Source organism: Akkermansia muciniphila ATCC BAA-835 (genome assembly GCF_000020225.1).
Taxonomy (GTDB): domain Bacteria; phylum Verrucomicrobiota; class Verrucomicrobiia; order Verrucomicrobiales; family Akkermansiaceae; genus Akkermansia; species Akkermansia muciniphila.
Window position 1 is genome coordinate 1,123,288 of sequence record NC_010655.1, and the last position, 20,091, is coordinate 1,143,378.

Annotated in this window: 14 protein-coding genes; 3 read left to right on the plus strand and 11 right to left on the minus strand. The window is 59.1% G+C overall.

Annotated elements, in window-relative coordinates:
* Position 1: 1 nt before the first annotated feature.
* Together AMUC_RS05080 and AMUC_RS05085 are read right to left on the minus strand one after the other, a co-directional pair.
* Positions 2-1,057: a glycosyltransferase family 2 protein gene (locus AMUC_RS05080; protein ID WP_012419990.1), complete on the minus strand. Its 1,056-nt coding sequence runs from the start codon at positions 1,055-1,057 to the stop codon at positions 2-4.
* Positions 1,054-2,262 carry a glycosyltransferase gene (locus AMUC_RS05085; protein ID WP_143245869.1) on the minus strand — a complete coding sequence of 403 codons (1,209 nt, stop codon included), beginning with the start codon at positions 2,260-2,262 and terminating at the stop codon, positions 1,054-1,056. Before AMUC_RS05085 ends, AMUC_RS05080 begins: the two co-directional genes overlap by 4 nt.
* 397 nt (positions 2,263-2,659) lie before the next feature.
* Here AMUC_RS05085 and AMUC_RS11935 point away from each other — a divergent pair, with 397 nt between their 5' ends.
* Positions 2,660-3,736, plus strand: coding sequence for a glycosyltransferase (locus AMUC_RS11935; RefSeq protein WP_012419992.1), 1,077 nt, complete (start codon positions 2,660-2,662; stop codon positions 3,734-3,736).
* 81 nt (positions 3,737-3,817) lie between these two features.
* On the opposite strand, the gene AMUC_RS05100 is transcribed toward AMUC_RS11935, so the two are convergent.
* From AMUC_RS05100 to AMUC_RS05125, 6 genes are all read right to left on the minus strand, one after another.
* A complete protein-coding gene (locus AMUC_RS05100) occupies positions 3,818-4,381 on the minus strand; it encodes a DJ-1 family glyoxalase III (RefSeq protein ID WP_012419993.1) in 564 nt (187 codons plus the stop codon).
* A gap of 63 nt (positions 4,382-4,444) precedes the next feature.
* Complete coding sequence (locus AMUC_RS11940) at positions 4,445-5,485, minus strand: biotin/lipoyl-containing protein (protein ID WP_012419994.1); 1,041 nt, start codon at positions 5,483-5,485, stop codon at positions 4,445-4,447.
* A gap of 84 nt (positions 5,486-5,569) precedes the next feature.
* Positions 5,570-6,718 carry an N-acetylglucosamine-6-phosphate deacetylase gene (nagA, locus tag AMUC_RS05110; RefSeq protein WP_012419995.1) on the minus strand — a complete coding sequence of 383 codons (1,149 nt, stop codon included), beginning with the start codon at positions 6,716-6,718 and terminating at the stop codon, positions 5,570-5,572.
* A gap of 144 nt (positions 6,719-6,862) precedes the next feature.
* Positions 6,863-7,456, minus strand: a complete 594-nt coding sequence (locus AMUC_RS05115) for a peptidylprolyl isomerase (RefSeq protein ID WP_012419996.1) — start codon at positions 7,454-7,456, stop codon at positions 6,863-6,865.
* A 157-nt stretch (positions 7,457-7,613) separates the two neighbouring features.
* Positions 7,614-8,957: an MFS transporter gene (locus AMUC_RS05120; protein ID WP_012419997.1), complete on the minus strand. Its 1,344-nt coding sequence runs from the start codon at positions 8,955-8,957 to the stop codon at positions 7,614-7,616.
* Between the two features lie 4 nt (positions 8,958-8,961).
* Positions 8,962-10,455, minus strand: a complete 1,494-nt coding sequence (locus tag AMUC_RS05125) for a carbon starvation CstA family protein (RefSeq protein WP_123038912.1) — start codon at positions 10,453-10,455, stop codon at positions 8,962-8,964.
* Positions 10,456-10,761: 306 nt separating this feature from the next.
* On the opposite strand from AMUC_RS05125, the gene AMUC_RS05130 reads away from it, so the two are divergent.
* Positions 10,762-11,520 (plus strand): PEP-CTERM sorting domain-containing protein, encoded by a 759-nt coding sequence (locus AMUC_RS05130; protein WP_012419999.1) that lies wholly within the window; start codon positions 10,762-10,764, stop codon positions 11,518-11,520.
* 180 nt (positions 11,521-11,700) lie between these two features.
* Entirely contained in the window at positions 11,701-15,945 is a 4,245-nt protein-coding gene (locus tag AMUC_RS11945) for a sulfatase-like hydrolase/transferase (RefSeq protein WP_012420000.1), read from the plus strand.
* Between the two features lie 188 nt (positions 15,946-16,133).
* Here the strand turns inward: AMUC_RS11945 and rbfA are convergent, their stop codons facing one another.
* The 3 genes from rbfA to nusA form a co-directional block, all read right to left on the minus strand.
* Positions 16,134-16,511, minus strand: coding sequence for a 30S ribosome-binding factor RbfA (gene rbfA / locus AMUC_RS05140; RefSeq protein WP_012420002.1), 378 nt, complete (start codon positions 16,509-16,511; stop codon positions 16,134-16,136).
* Between the two features lie 141 nt (positions 16,512-16,652).
* A complete protein-coding gene (gene infB / locus AMUC_RS05145) occupies positions 16,653-18,704 on the minus strand; it encodes a translation initiation factor IF-2 (RefSeq protein WP_012420003.1) in 2,052 nt (683 codons plus the stop codon).
* Between the two features lie 42 nt (positions 18,705-18,746).
* A complete protein-coding gene (gene nusA, locus AMUC_RS05150) occupies positions 18,747-20,042 on the minus strand; it encodes a transcription termination factor NusA (protein WP_012420004.1) in 1,296 nt (431 codons plus the stop codon).
* Positions 20,043-20,091: the final 49 nt, after the last annotated feature.

Sequence of the window (20,091 nt, forward strand, 5' to 3'; positions counted from 1 at the left end):
GTTAAAACGTGATATTCCTGCGTATTTCCTCCAGCTGTTCGCGTACTTGCCGCAGCTGTGCCCTGCCATTCCTCCTCCATGAGGGGACAGGGCAGAAATGGAGGAGCTTCCGGCGGATTCCGGTGTTTTTGCCGGCCCTCCGGAGCCTTCTTCCGAAGTCTGAAAAGCCGGAGGATTGCAACAACAGGCGGAAAGGAAGATGCAGGGAGGCCCTCCGGCACTCGGCGGCCGTGCAATGGGCGTTCAGGAAGTCCCGGATGATGCTGTAAAGTATTTCCTGCTCCGGCGGGGAGAAAGGCATGCCAAGCAGCCTCAGTTCAAATGGTTCATGCTCAATAAAGCGGACGAGATGGCCGGCTTTTCTTTTCCAGAGATGGCGTTGTTCATAAAACTCTTCAATCAGGGAAAGCCACCGGGGGATCATGGGCAGGATGTCGGCGGTTCTTTTCCGTATCTGGTGGTGGTTGCCCTGTTCATGCTGGCGGTAATGGTAAACGGCCTCCGGACAGAAGGAAATTTTTTCTGTCAGCGCGAGCACGAAATGCGAGAAGAGGCCGTCCTCACAGGGGTGAATGCCTTCCGGGAATTCCAGATTGTTTTTCAAGGGGAACTCCCGGCGCAGAAATATGCCGCAGGTGGGGAGGGCGGGGATTTTGTCCAGCGGAAACCTGTCGCAGAACAGCTTTCCCGCTACGGTCAAATCGCTTGCTCCGCGGTCCGAGGCGTCCAGAAGATGTTTGAGAAAGGCCGCGTCGATGAAATCGTCACCGTCAACAAAACACAAATAGCGCCCGGAAGCGTGCCGCATGCCCAGATTGCGGGCGGAGGAAACGCCCCTGTTTTCCTGTTCGAGGCAGAGGATTCTTGAGTCCTCCTCTGAAAAGCGCCGGGCGATTTCCCCTGACGAGTCGGAGGACCCGTCGTTGACGATGATGCATTCCCACTCCGCAAGGGTTTGCCGGCGGATGCTGCTGATGCACTCTTCAAGATATTGTTCCTGATTGTAAACGGGAACGATGACGGAAACCTGGGGCTGTGGCGGGCGGGTTCGGGTCATGAGCGGGCCTGTTGAGGTTCGGAGGGGGAGCATGCGGCAAGGGCCCGCTCCAGATTGGAACGGGATTCCCCGTCAATATCCCTGCCCAGTTGGAGAAGCGCCTGCTGCATTCCTGCGTATTCCTCTTCCGTTTGCCTGATGGCGCGGAGCATGGCGCCGCCAAGCGTTTCTTCCCTGTAAAGGAGTGCGTTCCTGTCGTTGAAGCCGTAGAAGGAAGCGAATTTCTCATGGATGACCGGGATTTTCGCGAATCCGTAAACAAGCTGGGCGGAACCGGTGACGCCGGTGGTAATGTAGCGGTTATGCGCCGGATTGCCGGGATCAAGCAGGGGCAGGAAATAGTCCGCCCGCCTCATGGCCTCGTACATGGCGGGGAAGTCGAGCTTTCCGGCCACATGCAGGAAGGGGCGCAGATGGCCGGGGATTTTTCCCAGCTCTCCTTCCCCCACGATGATGACGGAAAAGTTCCTGTACCCTTCATTGCAGACGGTTTCCAGCGCCTCAACCAGGAGTTCGTGGTTTTTCCGCTGTGCGGAGAGGGACCCTACGGTGATGAACACGGGTTCGCGGTTCCGGGGCGCAGGCGGGATTTCCCCGAAAAAGTGCGGATTAACCATCATGCCCCTGGGAAAGGAGCCCAGCGTCAGCAGCCGTCCCTGGCGGTCAAGTTCTTCTTCCCCGAACCGGGGGATGTCCTTTAATTCATGTTCGACGGCCAGAAGATTGGCGAATTTGTCAAGCCCCGTCATGTGAAGGAAACTTGCCCAACCCGGAATGTCATAAAAGGCGGATGTTGATACCAGGATGGCTTCGTACCGGGTGAGGACGCGCGCTTTGGCCAGGCGCTTCCATGAAGTGCACATGGCCGTGAAAATATGGATATCGCCTTCCTTGAAACAACACAGGGGGGATTGCCTGGCCAGGCTGTGATGCATCAGGACATCAACGCGGTATCCCATGTCGAGCAGGTGGCGGCAGAAACCGGGGATGACTTCCCCGTGGCAATAGTTGGGTTCCAGAATAAGGATGGTACGGCCGGCCACTGGATGCCTGCGCCATGCGCGCATGCTTCGGCGGGCGTCCCGGTCATAGTCGGACAGAAAATCGCGCAGGAAAGTGCGCCATTTTTTACGCAGGTTCCGAAACGGAATACACATGGTCAGCAATCGGAGCATGACTGTCTGCGTATGTGTCATTGGTTTCATGGTGAAAAATTGCAGGAAATATAATGAATATCGCCTGACGCGGATGATGAATGGCCCTTGTTACCGTTCCGGGCGGTTTTTCCCCCGCCGGGTAAAAAAGAATACGTTGTGTGACGAGGGCTGAATACTTAATAAATTCATACTGAAAAGCAATATCAAAAAAACTCCTTGGCGCATGATGCCGGAGTATTCCTGACGGTTTGAATTTTCCGCCGTATTGCAGCCGTACCACAGCCCTCCGTTTCCGTTATTCCCGGGAACTTCCTTCGGGAGGCAGCCTTTGCATTTCTTTTCGGAAATAGTTTCCCTCTTCCGGGTGTTCCGTTTTTCAACAGATGGCGTTGCTGTTTTTTCTTGATGTGAATTTTCAATCCGGATAAAAAAGGATGCTTCCGCCATGAGCGTATCCGTTTCCATCATTGTTCCCTGTTATAATGTTGCCGCTTATTTGGACCAGTGTATGGAAAGCCTGGCCGGCCAGAGCATGGAAGATATCGAAATCATTTGCGTCAATGACGGTTCTTCCGACCGTACGGCGGAGATATTGCGCGAATGGCGGGACAGGGACGGCCGCGTCCGGGTAATTGACCGGAAAAACAGCGGTGTTTCCGCGGCGAGGAACAGCGGCATGGAAGCGGCTGCGGGAAAGTATATCGGCTTTGTGGACCCGGACGACGTGGTGGAGCGGAATATGTTCCGGCGCCTGTTTGATGCGGCCGTGGAAAAAGATGCGGACGTAGCGGTGTGCGGATACCATGAGTTCTGCGACCGCGGAGGCATGGATATGCCTGAAAGCGGCTGGTCGCCGTCAGCCGGGTTTTTCCCGGAAGAAAAAGCGGAGCGGTTCCGGCGGGGGACGCCCTGGAGCCGGTGCGCGGGAACGGTGTGGAATAAGCTGATCCGCAGGGAGCTGCTGGAAGAAAACGGTGTGCGTTTCGTTCCCGGATTGCGCCAGGGGGAGGATTTGTATTTCTGTCTGATGCTGTTGACTGTTGCTCCGCGGCTCCTGATCCTTCCCGACCGTTTGTACCATTACCGGAGGGAACGCCCCGGTTCCGCCTCCTGCGGGCGGGATCCCCGCCTGGGGGATTTCCGCATGGATTTGATGGGCATGGAATCTCTGGCGCGTTTCTGGGGGGAGCGGGGGCTCCTTGATTCTCCCGCCGCCTTCGGTCTGGTGGACTACTGCATGGAGTTGATGCGCAGGCATTTCATCATGAAAGAGGGAGCTTTTTTCAAAGCGTCTCCGGAAGACCGGGAAGTTCTGCTTTCCGGCTGGAAAAAGTGGCTGGAGCTGGTGGGCGCGGAGAACGTCCTTCCCCGTCTGGACCGGTGGGACCGGGCTTTTTGCCGCCTTCTGCTGGATTGCCCCCTGCGGAGCAATTTTTTCTCTGCCCTGCATTCCCGCCTGATGTCGTCCCGCAAGGGGCGCCGGGGGGCTTACTATACCCTGAAAAGGCACCTGATGAAGTGAAAAGGGGAAATTTTCTCCCCCCTTTCCCTGCTGTTCCGGCGCCGCATGGGGCTGCGGAAAGGCGGAATGCCTGCCGGCATCCTACAGGCCCGTGTAGCACATCTGCTCTTTGAGCTGGGCCACCTGGAGGTCTTCCCCCAGATATTCCCCGATGGAGTAGCCGAAGAGCATGGCGGCGCCGGGGCCGTTGGCGGTGAGCATGTTGCCGTCCAGCACCACATTTTCATCTTTCACAATATGGGCGCCGGCTTCGTTGAGTTCCCGGTAAACGTCCTGGGCCGGGTAGGCCGTGACGTTCCTGTCCCTGACCAGGCCCGCTTTGGCCAGCACGATGGGGGCGGCGCAGATGGCGGCCACCAGCTTGCCCGCTTCATGCATTTTTTTGACCAGATGGATGACTTCCGGCGTGTCGCGGAGTACCCAGGAGCCCGCGCCGCCGGGCAGGATCAGGGCGTCCAGCTTGTCAGCATGGAGTTTATCCAGCATGGTGTCCGTGCTGACGGTTACTTCATGGGTGCTGACCACCTTGTCGGACTGGACGCCGGCAAGCACTACGTCCATGTTCAGGCGCCGCAGGATGTCCAGCGGAGCCATGAGTTCGATTTCTTCAAATCCGGGGGCGGCAAGTATGGCGACTTTTTTCATGGTTGGTAAGACAGGGGGAGGAAGAGGAACGTTCAAGGAAAAGAGCAGCATGTTCCGGTACCCCTACAGGAGGAGAAGAACCGGGTTTTCCAGCAGGGTTTTGAATTCGGCGGCAATGTTGGAAGCCTTGCATTCCGGCAGAATTCCGGCGTTCACGTACAGGGTGACGGGCAGGATGAGTTTGGACACGGGGCGCCCCGCTTCAATGCCCGTTTTCGGCGTGGTGCCTCCTATGCTGATGATGCTGTGGGGCATTTCCGGCAGCACGGCGCGCTGGGCTGCCACGTTCACGCCGCTGTCGCAAAGAAGGATGTTGGGCGCGACGCTGCCCGCGGGGAGAGGGCCTGCCGCGGGGGCGGCCAGGCGTTCCATGGCGATGTTGTAAATCGTCTTGCCGGAGGCGTTTTCAATGAAGACGTATTTTTCCCCCTTGTCCAGCACCATGAGCAGTTCTGCGGCGGCGTCTCCGGCCAGCCATTCCGGCTCGCTGGCGCATGCTTTCACCGCCGCGCGCACCACGTAGTCAAAGAGGCTGTAGCGGCCGCCGATGAGTTTTTCGCACTGGACGGCGATGGGCGTGCTGATGGCGGCCAGGTAAGCCATGTTCGCCTCCAGGGAATACAGGTAAAAGTTGTCTACGCGCGTGGCGTGGCGCGTGTCCCGGGGCGCCAGCGGGGTCTGCACCCGGCGGGCGGGGCCGTCCGCGGGGCGCAGGGCGGCCCGTACATCCGCGGCCATGATTTTGCCCCGGGGGCCGGTGCCGCGCAGCGTGGCGGGGTTCAGGCCGGCTTCCGCCGCCAGCCTGGCGGCCAGCGGGCTGCATGTTGCGGACGGGCGCGGGGGGCCGCCGCAGGCGGCTGCGCCGAATTCCGGCTGAAGCAGCGCAATGGGCGCTCCCGCCGCGGCGGAACCTCCCTCCGGCACCAGAATTTCCGTTAGGGTGCCGTCCTCGCAGGCCTGGAGCTCCACATGGGCCTTATCCGTCTCAATGTCGGCCAGATGGTCGCCGACTTTTACGAAGTCCCCTGTTTTTTTGAGCCATCTCAGGACGGTGCCTTCGTGCATGGAGTCGGACAGGCGGGGCATTTCAATGGTAATAGCCATGGAGGTGAATGTTGAAATATGGTAAAAGGGAGGAAGGCGCGCCGGAAGGGGCGGGACGTCTCCTTCCGGCGCGCGGAAACGCGGTTACGCGCTGTATTTTTCCACGCCGTCGATGAATACCTTGCAGGTATTGAAGTCATCGTCCAGCAGAACCATGTCCGCCGTGAAGCCGGGGGCGATTTTGCCCAGGCCTTCCAGGCCCAGGGACTGCGCCTGGTTCCAGGAGGTGGCTTTCACCAGGTCGCTGAGGGGTTTCCCTGTCAGGCGGTGCACGTTTTTCAGGCCGTGGGCGTATTTGAGGGTGCTGCCGGCCAGGGCGCCGGATTCCTGCAGACGGGCCACGCCGTCTTTCACGATGATGGGCAGGCCGCCCAGGTCTCCGGGGCCGTCCGGCATCCAGGAGCAGGCCAGGGAGTCCGTAATCATCAGCATCTGGTCAGAATCCTTGTTCTTGAACACGGTTTTGAGCATGTCCGCGCAGAGGTGGATGGTGTCGCAGATGATTTCAATCTTGATTTCCCTGTCCAGCAGGCCGGACCCCACCAGGCCGATTTCACGGTGGTGCAGGGGGGACATCTGGTTGCAGTAGTGGGTCAGGTGCGCCAGCCCCGCAGACTTCGCCCTGTTGAAGTCCTCATGGGTGGCGGCGCTGTGCCCGGCGGAGCAGCGGATGCCGTTGGCCGTGGCTTTCTCAATGAATTCAATGGCTCCGGGCATTTCCGGCGCCAGGGAGACCAGCAGCACCTTGGCGATGGAGTTCAGGTTGGCTACTTCATCGTAATCCGGCTGGCGGACAAAGGCGGGATTCTGCGCGCCGCAGCATTTGGGGTTGATGAACGGCCCTTCCAGGTGGACGCCGGGAGTCTTGGCGAATTCCTGGTTCTTCATGTATTCCGCCACGGAGGCGCATACGTCTTCCAGCACCTTGGGGGACAGGGTGAGGGTGGTCGGCAGCCAGGAAGTGACGCCTTCCTTCATTTTGCATTCCGCAATGGTGCGGAGGCTTTCCAGCTTGGCGTCGCAGGTGTCGCAGCCGCCGGCGCCGTGGCTGTGGATGTCAATGAAGCCGGGAAGGAGCATGCGGCCTTCCGCATCCACGACCTTGTCTGCGGCGGGAAGTTCGCTCCCGGCGGGATAGACGGCGGTAATGGTTTTGCCTTCCATTTCCACGGCAGCCCCGGGCATATCGATGCCGGGGGAGATGATGCGTGCGTTTTTAATGAGTGTCTTCATAAAAATGAATGGTTGTTGGATGGATGTTTATCGTCGTTTTTCTCCGTTCGTCCGCGTCTTCCCGCCTGGCCTCCGCTTCCTGCGGAAAACCGGGAATGGGCGGCGGCGCACCGGAGATCGTTCATGCCGCTGGCAGCTTCCTGGTTATCTGGCGGCGTCCAGGGCCTTGTTCCACCGGGTTACGCGGGCGGCTTCCGCTTTCAGCACGGCAGCTGCGGCGTTCTTGTCCAGAATGCGGATGTCCTTGATTTTGTCCCCCCGGACAATGGAGTTGACGACGTCCTGCCCTTTCAGCACCTTCCCGAAGACCGTATGGCGGCCGTCCAGATGGGGCGTGGCCACATGGGTGATGAAAAATTGGGAACCGTTGGTGCCGGGGCCCGCGTTCGCCATGGAAAGCACGCCGGGGCCGTCATGCCTGAGGTCCGGGGAAAACTCGTCTTCAAAACTGTAGCCGGGGCCTCCCATGCCCGTGCCGGTGGGATCGCCGCCCTGGATCATGAAATTCGGAATCACGCGGTGGAAGGTGATGCCCTTGTAGTACCCTCTGCTGGCGAGGTTCAGGAAGTTGGCTACGGTGACGGGCGCCTTGGAGGGGTAAAGGGCCAGTTCAATATCCCCTTTGGTAGTGGAGATGACGACATTGACGTCCTTGAGGCCGGCTGTGGATTCCGCGGAGGCGCTGAAGCACGCCAGGGCGCACAGGGAACACAACAGAAGGGTGAGATATTTTTTCATGGCTTCTTGTTTTCCCCCCTATGTTGCCCGAATAAAAGCAGGGTTGCAAGTAAATCGCGCGCCCTGACGGGAGAATGGCGCGGGGCGCGCCAATGCGGGAAGGTTTTTCTCTGAAGAAGGGATTTTTAAGGATGGGCGCCCGGTTGCCGGCCCAGGACTACCTTGAGCCGGAAGCCGCGCGGGAAAAACGGAAGACCGCCCACGCCATGAAGAGGCTGAGGATTCCCATGACGACGAATTGCCAGGAGGGGGGGATGACCAGCATCATGGCGTATTGGAACCCGACGGCCAGCAACCCGAGCGCGCAGTCCACCAGGTTGCCGGCGGCAATCATGTCCCCGCGTTTGTCATTGTCCGCCCGGTCCTGGAAAAAGGCATTCAGAGGCACCAGGAACAGGGCGGCGGAAATGCCCGCCGCCATCAGCAGGGCATTAAAGACCGGGGAAGCCATGGAGACTGCGGCCAGGGCCGCGCAGCTAGCCGCCATCAGCACGCCTCCCGCCACGGAAACATTCATCCGGATGTGGCGGCGGCAAATCACGGAGGCGAGAATGCCCCCCAGCACCGTTCCCCCGCTCATCCAGGCCATCAGCACGGCTCCCACGGAGCTGAAGTCATCCCCGCCACCGGAGATTTCCTTGGCCATCTGGATGGTCATCAGCATGACCGTGCCGCCGAAGAACCAGAAATAGCCGATGCCCATCTCGCTGACGCGCAGATTGCGGTTTTTCCACAGCTTGTCCAGCTGGTGGAAGTGTTCGTAAAACAGGGACCAGGAAAAGGGGCGGCCCCCCCCGGGAGCGTACCGGGGCAGGCGGAAGCTGGAGGCCGCCACCGGAACGGCCAGGAGCAGAAACACCAGGCATGGGAAAGAGGCGGCATACCATCCGTCATTGATGCCGGAGGGTTTCAGCCATGCGTCAAACCACTGGAAGAAGCCCTCCCCCAGCCAGCGGTGCCAGATGGTATCCGTGGAAGGCTCCAGCAGGTAGCGGAACCAGATGAAGACGCCGATCTGCCCGATGAGCAGGCTGAGGATGGAAGCCATTTCCACGATGCCGCTGGCGAACCCCATGCGGGAGGTCCCCACGATGTCCTTGACGATTCCCTTTTTGGCCGGGCTGAAGACGGTGGCCTGCACGGCAAAGACGCAGAACCACAGGATGGCCCCGTTCAGATTGTGGACGCGCAGGCTCCAGTACATGCCCGCCAGCACGCATATCTGGAGCAGGGCCATGAATTGGATGATGCGCGCCTTGCAGAAACGGTCCGAAAGCCAGCCGACGAATGGGGAGAACAGGATGAAGGGCAGCACGATGATGGCCCCCAGCGGATATTCCAGGTCCCCCTCTGCGCCGTACAGCCAGACGCCCAGGGGAATCAGCAGGAATTGAGCACCTTTTTCATTAAAGGAGTTCTGCGCCTGAATCAGCACGAGCCGCCAGAAAGCTCCCCATGGAACTTTGCGGGCGTGTCCTGGCGTGTGGACGCTGGAATTCATGAAGTTACAGGCTGGGTTCCTCCGCTTTTTCCAGGCCGGAGCCGCGGAACAGGCACAGCACGCCGATGACGGCGGTCAGCAGGGTGCTGGCAATCAGGGAGGCTTCTTCACTGAAACCGCACATTTCCGGGCTGGAGAACAGATATTGGAATACTACCAGGCTCAGGAAGGCGGCGGGGGCCGCCGCCGGCCAGTAGCAGCGTTTTTTGCTGCGCAGGTAAATGGAAACGGCCCAGAGCGTGGCGGCGGCCAGCAGCTGGTTGGCCCAGCCGAAGTACTGCCAGATGACGGCGTAGTCCATGCTGCTGACGGCAATGGCCGCGGCGAAGAGAGGGATGGCGATCATCAGGCGGCGGCTCAGCTGTTCCTGGCTCAGCTTGAAACTGTCCGCAATCATCAGGCGCGTGACCCGCAGGGCGCCGTCCCCCGTGCTGATGGGGAGGATGACCACGCCGATCATGACCAGGATGGAACCGACGCTCCCCATCCAGGATTCGGAAATCGTTTGAATGGCCAGCGCCGGAGCCTTTCCGTTGGCGGTAGCTCCTCCCAGGGCTTCCGGAGAGCCGTAGAAGGTCAGCGCGGCGGCGGCCCATATGAAAGCGATGATGCCTTCCGTAATCATCGCCCCTCCAAAGACGGGCAGCCCTTCCCGCTCCGTTTTCAGACACCGCGCCATCAGCGGGGACTGTGTGGCATGGAAGCCGCTCACGGCTCCGCAGGCGATGGTGATGAACATCACGGGGAAAAGCGGGAAATCCGCCGGATGGCGGTTATGGAAAAAGTCCAGATCCGGAAGCACTTCCATGCGGGGCAGGTGCATCCAGGCCGGCATGGAATCCGCAAAGGGAGCCAGGAGCATCACGCCCAGAATGCCCATGACCATGATGATCAGGGCGACGGAAAAAAGAGGATAGACCTTTCCCATGATAGCCTGGATGGGAAGAATGGTCGCCAGGAAGTAGTAGCCGAAGATAATCCAAATCCATGCCGAAACGCTCCAGCCCGTCATGGGGGACAGGATGGCGGCGGGCCCCACGGCGAAGACGACGCCCACCAGCACGCTGAATACGATGCAGACGGCGCGGCTGACCCACTGGGCCTGGCTGCCCAGGTAGCGCCCCAGGATTTCCGGCAGGTTTTCCCCCTTGTGCCGCAGGGAAATCATGCCGGAGAAGTAGTCGTGCGCCATTCCTCCCAGAATGCAGCCGAAAACGATCCACAGAAGCGCGGCCGGCCCGTACAGCACGCCCATGACGGCGCCGAAGATGGGGCCCAGCCCTGCAATGTTCAGCAACTGGATGAGAAAAACGCGCCAGCGCGGCATGACCACATAATCCACGCCGTCCGTACAGGCCACGGCGGGAGTTTGCCGGGAGGCGTCCGGACGGAAAATCCTTTCCAGCACCCGCCCGTAAGTGAAATAACCGGCCGCCAGGACCAATATCCCCAGAATGAAATAGCAGTAACCGTTCATGTTGGAAAAAGGGCCAGCCATCTCATGGACAGGCTGTCCGTCCACGGAACCTAACTTTTCTCCCGCCTTCTGGCAAGCCGTTAGTGAAGGGAGGGATATGGAACGGATTCCTAATCCGAAAAATAAATCCACGTCTCTTTATTATGCATAAATAATTGGATTTGTGAATTTTATGATAGTTTCAAATCTCCCGCAGGAAAATTCCTGGTTATAAGACTCCTCTGTTCATGTATTTGTATAAACATCTCGTTTTTATCGTTTAGTGTTGACTTCGGATTAGGAATCCGCTAAACGGAAAAGGTTGACACCATTCAACCTTTCTCAGTTATGAAGAAAACATTGATAATCATTGCGTCCCTGGCTCTTGGCGCGGCGGCTTCCCAGGCCGCGGTGCTGTGTACCACTACGTTTAACCGAACCGGGACTTCCCTGGATACCGTCACTGTGAGTACGGTCTCCGATGCGGGACTCTCCACTTCCACCTCGATTGCTTCCGAGAATTTCAGCAAGAGCTCTGCGGGCAGTGACCTGCTGGCTTCAGGTTCTATTCCGGCCTCCGTATTCTCCCCCAATTCCAACGTGGGTAATAATCAGAATAATACGTGGAGCGTTTCTTTCACGTTTACCAACGACGGCTCCCAGGATATGCTGATTTCTTCCATTGATCTTTCCATGATAGGGTTCAATGGGTCGGGCGCCGCGCAGAATGCCGGGGGCGGTGTGGCCAATAACAATTATGTTGGGGGAGCCAACGGCAATTTGAACAAACCTGTCAATATCACCCTTGGCATGAGCGGGCAGGAAAATCAGACGCTGGCCTATAATGGCGCCACCAGTACAAATACATCCACGGGATCCTGGGATGGCGTTCATACGGGAAGCTATGAATATGGCGATGTGTTGTTGAAAGCCGGGGAATCCATGACGTTAACTGTTACGGCTTCCAAAAACGAGGCCTACGGCAGCGGCTGTTTTATCGGTCTTACTGGAATTCAGATTAATGGGGAAGTGGTTCCCGAACCCGCCACGGCCTCCCTGGGGCTTTTGGGGCTGGCCGCATTGATGATGCGCCGCCGCAGACTCTGAGTTTCGTGTCCCTGTATCATTTGTTCAAGCCGTCCGTTTTTCTTTAAAACTGGCGGCTTGTTCATTTTCTGCCGGCAAAATTCGGCATTTTTAACATTTAACATCAATAACCGGTATGATTCCCCAGGCAGTCCGTTCTTCGGCGTGATGTCCTCCGGGTCATCGTTTCGCCAGCCAGCCATGTTCCCGCACCGTTTTTTTTCCGTTCTCCTCTTTTTTCTTCTGTTCCTTGCTCCAGCCAGGTCTGCTGATGTTGAATATGTCTGGAGGGGTGTCGATTACCAGTGGGGTTCCCTGTCCAACTGGAGTGTCGGAGGCATTGCCGCCTCTTCCGCGCCAGGGGCCGCCGCTTCCGCCTATGAACATTGGATGGTAACCAATGGAACGGATTCCGCGGGAAGGACGGATGTCGGCGGATTGGGCGCGGGGGGCCGCTATTTGAAGGGCGTCAGGATTGAGGGGCTTAACAGCCAGCCGGAAGGCAAAATCCCATTGTTCATTAAAAACACGAACAAGGATGTATATTTGCGCGTGGAGGAGGGCGGCATTACCGTGGAAAATGCCGGAGAAGGCGGTTATTCTGCGGATTTCGGGGTCGCCCAGCTGCGCGTAGCCGCGGACCAGGAGTGGCATGTGGCTGAAGGGCGCAGCCTGTATGTGGGGCATGACGATGACGCTCCGTCCGGGGGATTGTGTTCCCTGACTTCGGAAGGCGATGTTCCGCGGCGCGTGACAGTGACGGGCGGAGGCGCCGTGCGCATCGGGGAAGGGATGCTGCTGAACAATATTTCCGGCCTCATCGGTTTTGTGCTGAACGCCGGAAAGGGAATTCCGACGCTGGATCTGGCGGACCGGGGCATGGGCAATACGGTGACGGTGGAAGACGCTGCCCGCCTGGAAGGCATGTCTTTGTACCAGGGGGCCCTGGTGACGCGGGAAAACGCGTCCGTGACTTTTTCCGGAACGGAGGCCAAGGCGTCCGGACAATGGAACATTGGCGCGGACACGGAGTTGGCGCTGGAAAATTCCACGCTGGACCTGACGGAGGCGGGTGTGGACGGCAACGTGATTCTTTCCGGCTCTTCCGGCATTACCGGGGATAAGGGAACGCTGCGGCAGACGCTTCTGGATGATGCCCGGGTCACTTATACGGACAGGAATGTCAAGGCGGGGGAAATCCGGAGCGTAGGCAGCAATGTGACGATAACGCTGAATAATTCCTCCATGCATTTTGACGGAGAAATTCCGGAGGTGGACCTGGTGGTGCAGGGCAGCTGCGCACTGGGCGGCAGCGGCGCCTTTTCAGGAACGATTACTTATGCGCCGGGAGGCACCCTGACTGTGGATGGGGATATTTCCCTGCCCAGTTCATCCCTGACGCTGGGGCGTCTCCATGTGGCTACGCTGGACGGCGTGCCGCAAAACTCCGCCGTCCGGCCGGAAACCCCTGCCCAGCAGGCAAGGGAATATGTGGTTTTGTTTGATTCCTCCTTTGAGGATTTGATTTCCGAATGGCCGGGCAGGCATACGCTGGGCGTGCAGTTCCGGCCGGATATGGGCGCCCCCGTCACCGTAAAGGAACTGCCTGAAGGGGCGGTTTCATGGAATTATGATGCCGCATCCGGCTGGCTGACGCTGCAGACGGATGTAGCGGAAAAGCCGGACATGCCGGCGCATGTTTCCGGAGCCAGGCCCAACATTATTTTTGTCCTGGTGGATGACATGGGCTGGGGGGATATGAGCGTCAACTGGACGCAGCAGGATAAAAACGGCAGGCAGGTGACCCGCAGGAATGAATTCAAGACGCCTACCCTGGACACGATGGCGGCGGAGGGCATGCAACTGAGGCGCCATTACAGTGCGGCTCCGGTATGCGCTCCGGCCCGCGCTTCCCTGCTGCTGGGCGTTCACCAGGGGCATTCCCGGGTGGTGCGCAACAATACGTTTGATTACCCTATCGAGAATTCCCATACGCTGGGAACGCTGCTGAAAAGCGCGGGTTACCATACGGCGGCCATCGGGAAATGGGGCGTGGGCGGAGGCGGACAGAGCGGCAAGGCTCTGACCGCGGCTCCCCACATGCGCGGGTTTGATTATTTTTACGGAATCATCAAGCATTTGGCGGGGCATTACCATTATTTGACGGCGGGTTCCCAGGATATTTACGAATATAATGACCAGGCCGCGGCTCCGGCGTGGGAGAGCGTCAGCGCGAAAGTTCCGGGCACCGCCTATGATACGGATTTGTTCGGGGCCCGCGCCAAACAGTGGATTGTGGACCACCATGAGAAAACTCCTTCCCGGCCTTTCTTCCTGTATCTGGCTTTCCCGGCTCCCCACGGCTGTCTGTCCGCTCCCGCCTGTGCCTATCCGGCGGGGCTGGGAAGGGACGGCGGCCTCCAGTGGGAGAAAAAAGACGGCTATGAAGCCTGCAATACCGCTGCGGACGGATGGTCGGGGGTGGAGGGGGATTTTTCTCCGGATACCTATATCTACCCGGAACATGAGGTTTTTGGAAGAACGGAATCCCGCCACGCCACGATGATTCGCCGGGTGGATGACGTCCTGAAGGACATGATCCAGCTGCTTAAGGATTTAGGCATTGATGACAATACGATGATTGTCTTCACGTCCGACAACGGCCCCCACAATGAACCCGGTTCCGGCAATTACGGCAACGGCGCGCAGGATCCCGCGTATTTCATGAGCTACGGGATGATGGACGGCATTAAGCGCGATTGCTGGGAAGGCGGCATGCGTGTTCCGGCCGTGGTACGCTGGCCCGGTGTGGTTCCCAGCGGAATCAGTTTGAATGCCAGCCAGTTCCAGGACTGGATGGCTACTTTTGCGGACGTGGCCGGAGTGCCCGTGCCGTCCCGTTGTGACGGCGTTTCCCTGCTGCCTACGCTGGCAGGGGTGCCGGAACGCCAGAAAACGGGCGTTATTTATGCGGAATATGCCTATAGCGGGAGCACTCCGAATTACAGCGATTTCCTCCAGCAACACAGGGGGAGAGGGCGGCAGCAGCAGCAGATTATATTTGTGGACGGCTTCAAGGGGATTCGGATGGGGAATGCCGCCCCCGCTACGGATTTTGAAATCTACGATACGGAAAAAGACCCGCAGGAAGCGGCGAATCTGGCGGCATCCCGTCCGGACCTGCAGGAGAAGATGAAGGCGCAGGCGCTGCGCTCCCGCCGTTCCTCCCCCATTGCCTCCACCAGTTTTGACACCAGTTATATCGCGCCCGTTTCCGCCCCCGCTGGCCTGCGGGAGGGAAGGCTGCGCTGGCGCGCGTGGAACCGCTCTTTTGACTGGGTGCCGGATTTCCGGCAGCTGGAGGAGGGGCCCTGTTCTACGGGTGCGACGGATGTTTCCGACGTGCTCAGCGTCAAGGCGGGGCTTTCCGGTCAGAAGGGGGTGGAATTGACGGGCTATCTCAGGGTGCCTGTCACCGGGGAATATCAATTTTACCTTCAGACGGATTCCAATGAAGGCTCCAGGGCTTTTGTCCATTTGCACGATATGCAGCTCATTGATGCGGATTATGCCTATACTCCCGGAACGCAGGCTGCCTCCAACGCGCGGGAAGGCGTTTCCGGCGATGTGCAGCCCAATGCCGTTCAGACGGTGAAGCTTACCGCGGGGCTGCATCCCATCCGCATCGGCTATGTGGGGAAGGCGGCTTCCTCCTCCCTTTCCCTGCAATGGGAGGGGCCGGAAACCAGCGGCAGGGAACCCATTCCCGCCAGCGCGTTTTCCTATGAATACGTGAATCCCTTCAATCTGGAAAAGACGGAGGAAACGGTAGGATGCGCCGCCTCCGGTACGGGGCTGACCGTGCAGACGCATCTTCCCTGGACAGTTTCCTGCGACCAGCCATGGGTTACGGTTTCCCCCGTTTCCGGTTCCGGAACCTCAGTGCTGGATATTGCCGTGGAAGCAAACGGGCTGCAAACGGAGCGGGAAGCCGTTGTCACCGTCGTATGCGGCGGGGAGCAGAGGACATTCACGCTGCGCCAGGAAGCTGCTCCTGCCCCGGCAGGGTACGACAAGTGGAAGCAGGACCATTTTGCGGATGGGACGCCGGATGAGCAAATGGCCCCGGATGCCTGTCCCGCCGGAGACGGAATTTCCAATCTGATGAAATATGCTACGGGCATGGATCCCAACCAGCCCTGCGGGAGCGTGACGAAGCTGGCTGTCCGCGAGGAAGCGGGCGGGAAATACCTCGTGCTTTCCTGGCCTGTGAATCCGGAGGCGACGGATGTGACGTTCCATGTGGAAAGTTCTTCCGACCTGGAGGAATGGGCTGACGAAGGGGCCGTCACTCCGGACGGGGCCTGCGGGGAATTCCGCGATACGGTTGCGCTGGGAAAAGGCTCTCCGGAGCGCCGGTTCCTGAGATTAAAGGTGACGAGATAGGGAATCACCGGTTTCTCTTTCCGTTTCCCGATGATGATTCCTTACGGGAACAGGGGCCTTCCGGCCCTGCTGCCTCCCGTTACGGATTTTTTCCGGAAGCGTGATTCTGCGTGTTCCGGCCCTCCGCTGTCCCGGCGCATCCAGCGCGGTACGGCCGGGGACACCGTGCCTTAGCCAGGGGAAGAATATTACTCCCCGTCATTTTCCGCATCGGCAGGGGGGGCTTTGGGCAGGTTCTTGTCAATGTCTTCCAGAAGGTTGACCAGGTCAACGCCGCGCTGGGCGGAGTCGTCCAGACGGAAGGTCAGGCGCGGCGTATTGCGCAGCACCACGCGCCTGGCCACGGCGGACTGGATAAGGCCGTGACGGGAGTTCAGTTTTTCCAGCACCTGGGAGGGAGCCATTTTCCCTACGACGCCCACCCATACTTTCCCCTCTTTCAGATCGTCCGTCACTTCCACTTCAATCACGGTGACGATTGTTCCGGGAAATTCAAAATCCCGCTGAATGGTGGTGCCTATTTCCCGGCGCAGGAGTTCGTTTACCTTGTCAGTGCGTCTGCTCATATGAAGGGATAGAGTGATGAAGGGACCGATTGGTTCAATCGGAGAAGGAGGAATAAGGGAAAGGACAGGGACGGAGGTTTCCCGGACGCCCGGAGGAGCGTGCAAGGAGCTCCGTCCCTGTTGGATGATTTTTGTTGGGGGTTACAGCGTTTGCTGGATTTTTTCCAGCGTGTAGCATTCGATGATGTCGCCCGTTTCGTATTCGTTGAAGTCTCCGAGGCGGATGCCGCATTCCAGACCTGCCTTGACTTCTTCCACTTCATCCTGGAAGCGGCGGAGGGTGGACATTTTACCGTCAAAGACGGGCGTCTTGTCGCGGATGACGCGCGCCTCGCAGCTGCGGAGGATTTTCCCGTCCTCCACCATGCAGCCTGCCGCACGGCCCTTGTTGAGCTTGAAGACCTGGAGCACTTTGGCGTGGCCGATGATGGTTTCGCGCGTTTCCGGTTCCAGAAGGCCCAGCATGGCATCCCGCACCTGGTCAATGAGTTCGTAAACGATGGAATACAGTTTTACCTGCACGCCTTCCCGCTTGAGCAGTTTGACGGCGTTGGCTTCCACCTTGACGTTGAAGCCCAGGATGACGGCGTCCGAGGAGGAGGCCAGCAGAACGTCCGATTCCGAGATGGGGCCGGCGGAGGCGTTCAGGAAGACGCATTCCACTTTGTCCGACTGGATGTCCAGAACAGCTTTCCTGATGGCTTCCACGGAACCCTGCACATCCCCCTTCAGGAGTATTTTGAGCTGGGCTTTCTGGGTGCCGTCCCCCATCATGGCGAGCAGTTCTTCCATGCGTGCCTTGCGGGGCTGGGCCAGGCGCTGCTTGCGCAGTTCCTCCTGGCGTTCTTCCCCAAGCTTTTTGGCGGCGCGTTCGTTTTCCATTTCCACCAGTTCGTCCCCCACGTTCGGGGTTTCAGAGAAGCCGGTGATTTCCACGGGCATGCCGGGCCCTACCTTTTTGACGCGTTCGCCGTGGTCGTTGACCAGGGCGCGCACCTTGCCGGCGTAAGGGCCGCAGATGAAAGGCATTCCGACGCGGATGGTGCCGCTTTCCACGATGGCCGTGGCGGAGCTGCCCGTGCCGGGTTCCACGCGGGCCTCAATGATGGAGGCGCGGCAGTTGGCCTTGGGGTTGGCCTGGAGTTCCAGCACTTCTGACTGGAGGACGAGAAGGCCGAGAAGGTCGTCAATGCCGGCCCCGGTCAGGGCGGAGACTTCCACGCATTCCACATCGCCTCCGAAGTCCGTGGGAACCAGCCCTTCTTCCATCAGGCCGCTCTTGGTCTTGACGGGGTCTGCGGCCGGAAGGTCGCATTTGTTGATGGCGACGATGATGGTTTTGCCGGCTGCCTTGGAGTGGGCGATGGCTTCCCGCGTCTGGGGCATGATGCCGTCATTGGCGGCCACCACCAGAACCACGATGTCCGTGACGTCCGCGCCGCGGGCGCGCATTTCCGTGAAGATGGCATGGCCCGGCGTATCCAGGAAGGTGAGCGTGCTGCCGTTGTAGTCAACCGTATAGGCGCCGATGTGCTGGGTAATGCCCCCGGCTTCCCCCTTGGCCACGCGCGTTTTGCGGATGTAGTCCAGCAGGGATGTTTTGCCGTGGTCCACATGGCCCATGACGGTGATGATGGGCGTGCGCGTGATGAGGGTGGCTTTGGGTTCTTCCACCACCGGCACGGGTTCCGGTTCCTTGACGGGTTCCTGCTGGGCTTTCACGCCGCCGCCCTTTTCCCGTTTTTCACGGGCGAATGTGTAGCCGTGGAGGTCGCAGATGGAACTGACGGCGTCCGCATCCAGCGGCGTGTTCGGGTTGGCGAAGATGCCCATGCCCATCAGATCCTTGATGATTTGGAAGGGCTTGGCTTTCAGCATGCCCGCCAGCTCGGAAACGGAGACGGGCGGCTTGAGGTTGATGATTTTATCGTCTGCGGAGGGTTCTTCCTGGGGTGCGGGCGCGGCGGGTTCTGCGGCGGCCGGGGCAGCGGCGGGCGCCGGAGCGGCGTCAGCGGCGCGCGACGCTTTTTTCTTGTTGCCGGAAAGCAAGTCGAGAGCTTCTTTCTTGACTGGAACAGGGCGGGAGGGCGCCGGTGCGGGGGCCGGCTGGGGTGCGCGTTTCTTTTTGGAAGATCCGCCGATCAGATCCAATACTTCCTTTTTGGGTTCTTTCTCTTCTTGTTTATTAGGCATCTTGATTTAAGGTTGTTAGATGTTGAGCGCCGCGCTCAACGGTTATTGGGAGATAAGGTCCCGGGCCTTGTCCAGAATTTGGGCGGCTTCCTCTGCGGGAATGCCCATGCTTTCCGCGATGTCGGAAGCTTCAAATCCGGTGAGGGCCACCAGGTCCGTTCCGCCCATGGTCACCAGGCCCATGGCGGTTTCTTCCGGGATTTCCAATTGTTCGCTGAGGGTTTTGGCCGCAGCCTGGCATTGGCGCATGACTTCTTCGGCCGCAGCCTGGCTCTGGCGTTTTTCCGCTTCCTGGACATCAAAGACGCGCACCTGGACATCCCAGCCCATCAGGCGGGAGGTGAGGCGGGCATTCTGGCCCCTGCGGCCGATGGCCTTGGAGAGGTCTTTGTCGTCCTGGACGATAACGAAGATTTTTCTGGCTTCCTCGTCCACGGTGATTTCCCGCGGTTCCACGGGGCTGAGAGCTTCCCGGACGAAGGTGACGGGGTCTTCCGTCCATTCCAGGATGTCCACTTTTTCATTGTTGAGCTCCCGGACGATGTTTTTGACGCGGGCGCCGCGCATGCCTACGCATGCCCCTACCGGATCTACTTTGTCGTCATGGCTGATGACGGCCACTTTGGTGCGGTAGCCGGCTTCGCGGGCGATGCCGTGGATTTCCACGGTCTGGTCGCCTATTTCCACCACTTCCGATTCAAAGAGGCGGCGCACCAGGTTCGGATGGCTGCGGGAAAGGATGACTTCCGGGCCGCGTGCTTCCGTGCGCACTTCCACCACGTAGAAGCGCATGCGGTCGCCGACGCTGTAGTCTTCATTCGGCACGCGTTCGCGGGAGGTCATGACGCCTTCGAATTTGCCGAGGTCCACAAAAATATCCCCCTTTTCAAAACGGCGGATGGTGCCCGTTACCAGATCTCCGGCGCGGTCCTTGAATTCGTCGTAGAGCATTTCCTTTTCCGCATCCAGCAGTTTCTGGAGCATGGTCTGGCGGGCGGTCTGCACCGCGATGCGGCCGAAGCCCTTGGGCGTGATGTTGGTGGGGAGCAGGTCGTGAAGCACGGCGTTTTTGTCCAGCTTGACGGCCAGGGAAAGGGGGATCTGGTTGAATTTGTCGGAATATTCTTCATCCGGCACCACTTCCAGGTCCGCAAAAATACGCACCTTGCCCTTGTCCACGTTGATTTCGGCCCTCAGGTAGTTGATGCTGCCGGAACCGGGAACCATTTTGCGGTAGGCGGAGAGAAAGGCGGACTCCAGAGCGAGGAGAATTTTTTCACGGGAGAGCCCTTTTTCCCTCTCGTAGTAGTCAATCAAAGCTTTAATATCGTTTGTCATGAGTGTGGAGGAGTGTGATGGATAGACAAAAAAGAGCGGGTCGACAGAC

Coding starts and splice junctions, on each gene's coding strand:
- AMUC_RS05080 (WP_012419990.1), bottom strand. CDS start 1,057: ATGACCCGAACCCGCCCGCCACAGCCCCAGGTTTCCGTCATCGTTCCC.
- AMUC_RS05085 (WP_143245869.1), bottom strand. CDS start 2,262: ATGAAACCAATGACACATACGCAGACAGTCATGCTCCGATTGCTGACC.
- AMUC_RS11935 (WP_012419992.1), top strand. CDS start 2,660: ATGAGCGTATCCGTTTCCATCATTGTTCCCTGTTATAATGTTGCCGCT.
- AMUC_RS05100 (WP_012419993.1), bottom strand. CDS start 4,381: ATGAAAAAAGTCGCCATACTTGCCGCCCCCGGATTTGAAGAAATCGAA.
- AMUC_RS11940 (WP_012419994.1), bottom strand. CDS start 5,485: ATGGCTATTACCATTGAAATGCCCCGCCTGTCCGACTCCATGCACGAA.
- nagA (WP_012419995.1), bottom strand. CDS start 6,718: ATGAAGACACTCATTAAAAACGCACGCATCATCTCCCCCGGCATCGAT.
- AMUC_RS05115 (WP_012419996.1), bottom strand. CDS start 7,456: ATGAAAAAATATCTCACCCTTCTGTTGTGTTCCCTGTGCGCCCTGGCG.
- AMUC_RS05120 (WP_012419997.1), bottom strand. CDS start 8,957: ATGAATTCCAGCGTCCACACGCCAGGACACGCCCGCAAAGTTCCATGG.
- AMUC_RS05125 (WP_123038912.1), bottom strand. CDS start 10,455: ATGGCTGGCCCTTTTTCCAACATGAACGGTTACTGCTATTTCATTCTG.
- AMUC_RS05130 (WP_012419999.1), top strand. CDS start 10,762: ATGAAGAAAACATTGATAATCATTGCGTCCCTGGCTCTTGGCGCGGCG.
- AMUC_RS11945 (WP_012420000.1), top strand. CDS start 11,701: ATGTTCCCGCACCGTTTTTTTTCCGTTCTCCTCTTTTTTCTTCTGTTC.
- rbfA (WP_012420002.1), bottom strand. CDS start 16,511: ATGAGCAGACGCACTGACAAGGTAAACGAACTCCTGCGCCGGGAAATA.
- infB (WP_012420003.1), bottom strand. CDS start 18,704: ATGCCTAATAAACAAGAAGAGAAAGAACCCAAAAAGGAAGTATTGGAT.
- nusA (WP_012420004.1), bottom strand. CDS start 20,042: ATGACAAACGATATTAAAGCTTTGATTGACTACTACGAGAGGGAAAAA.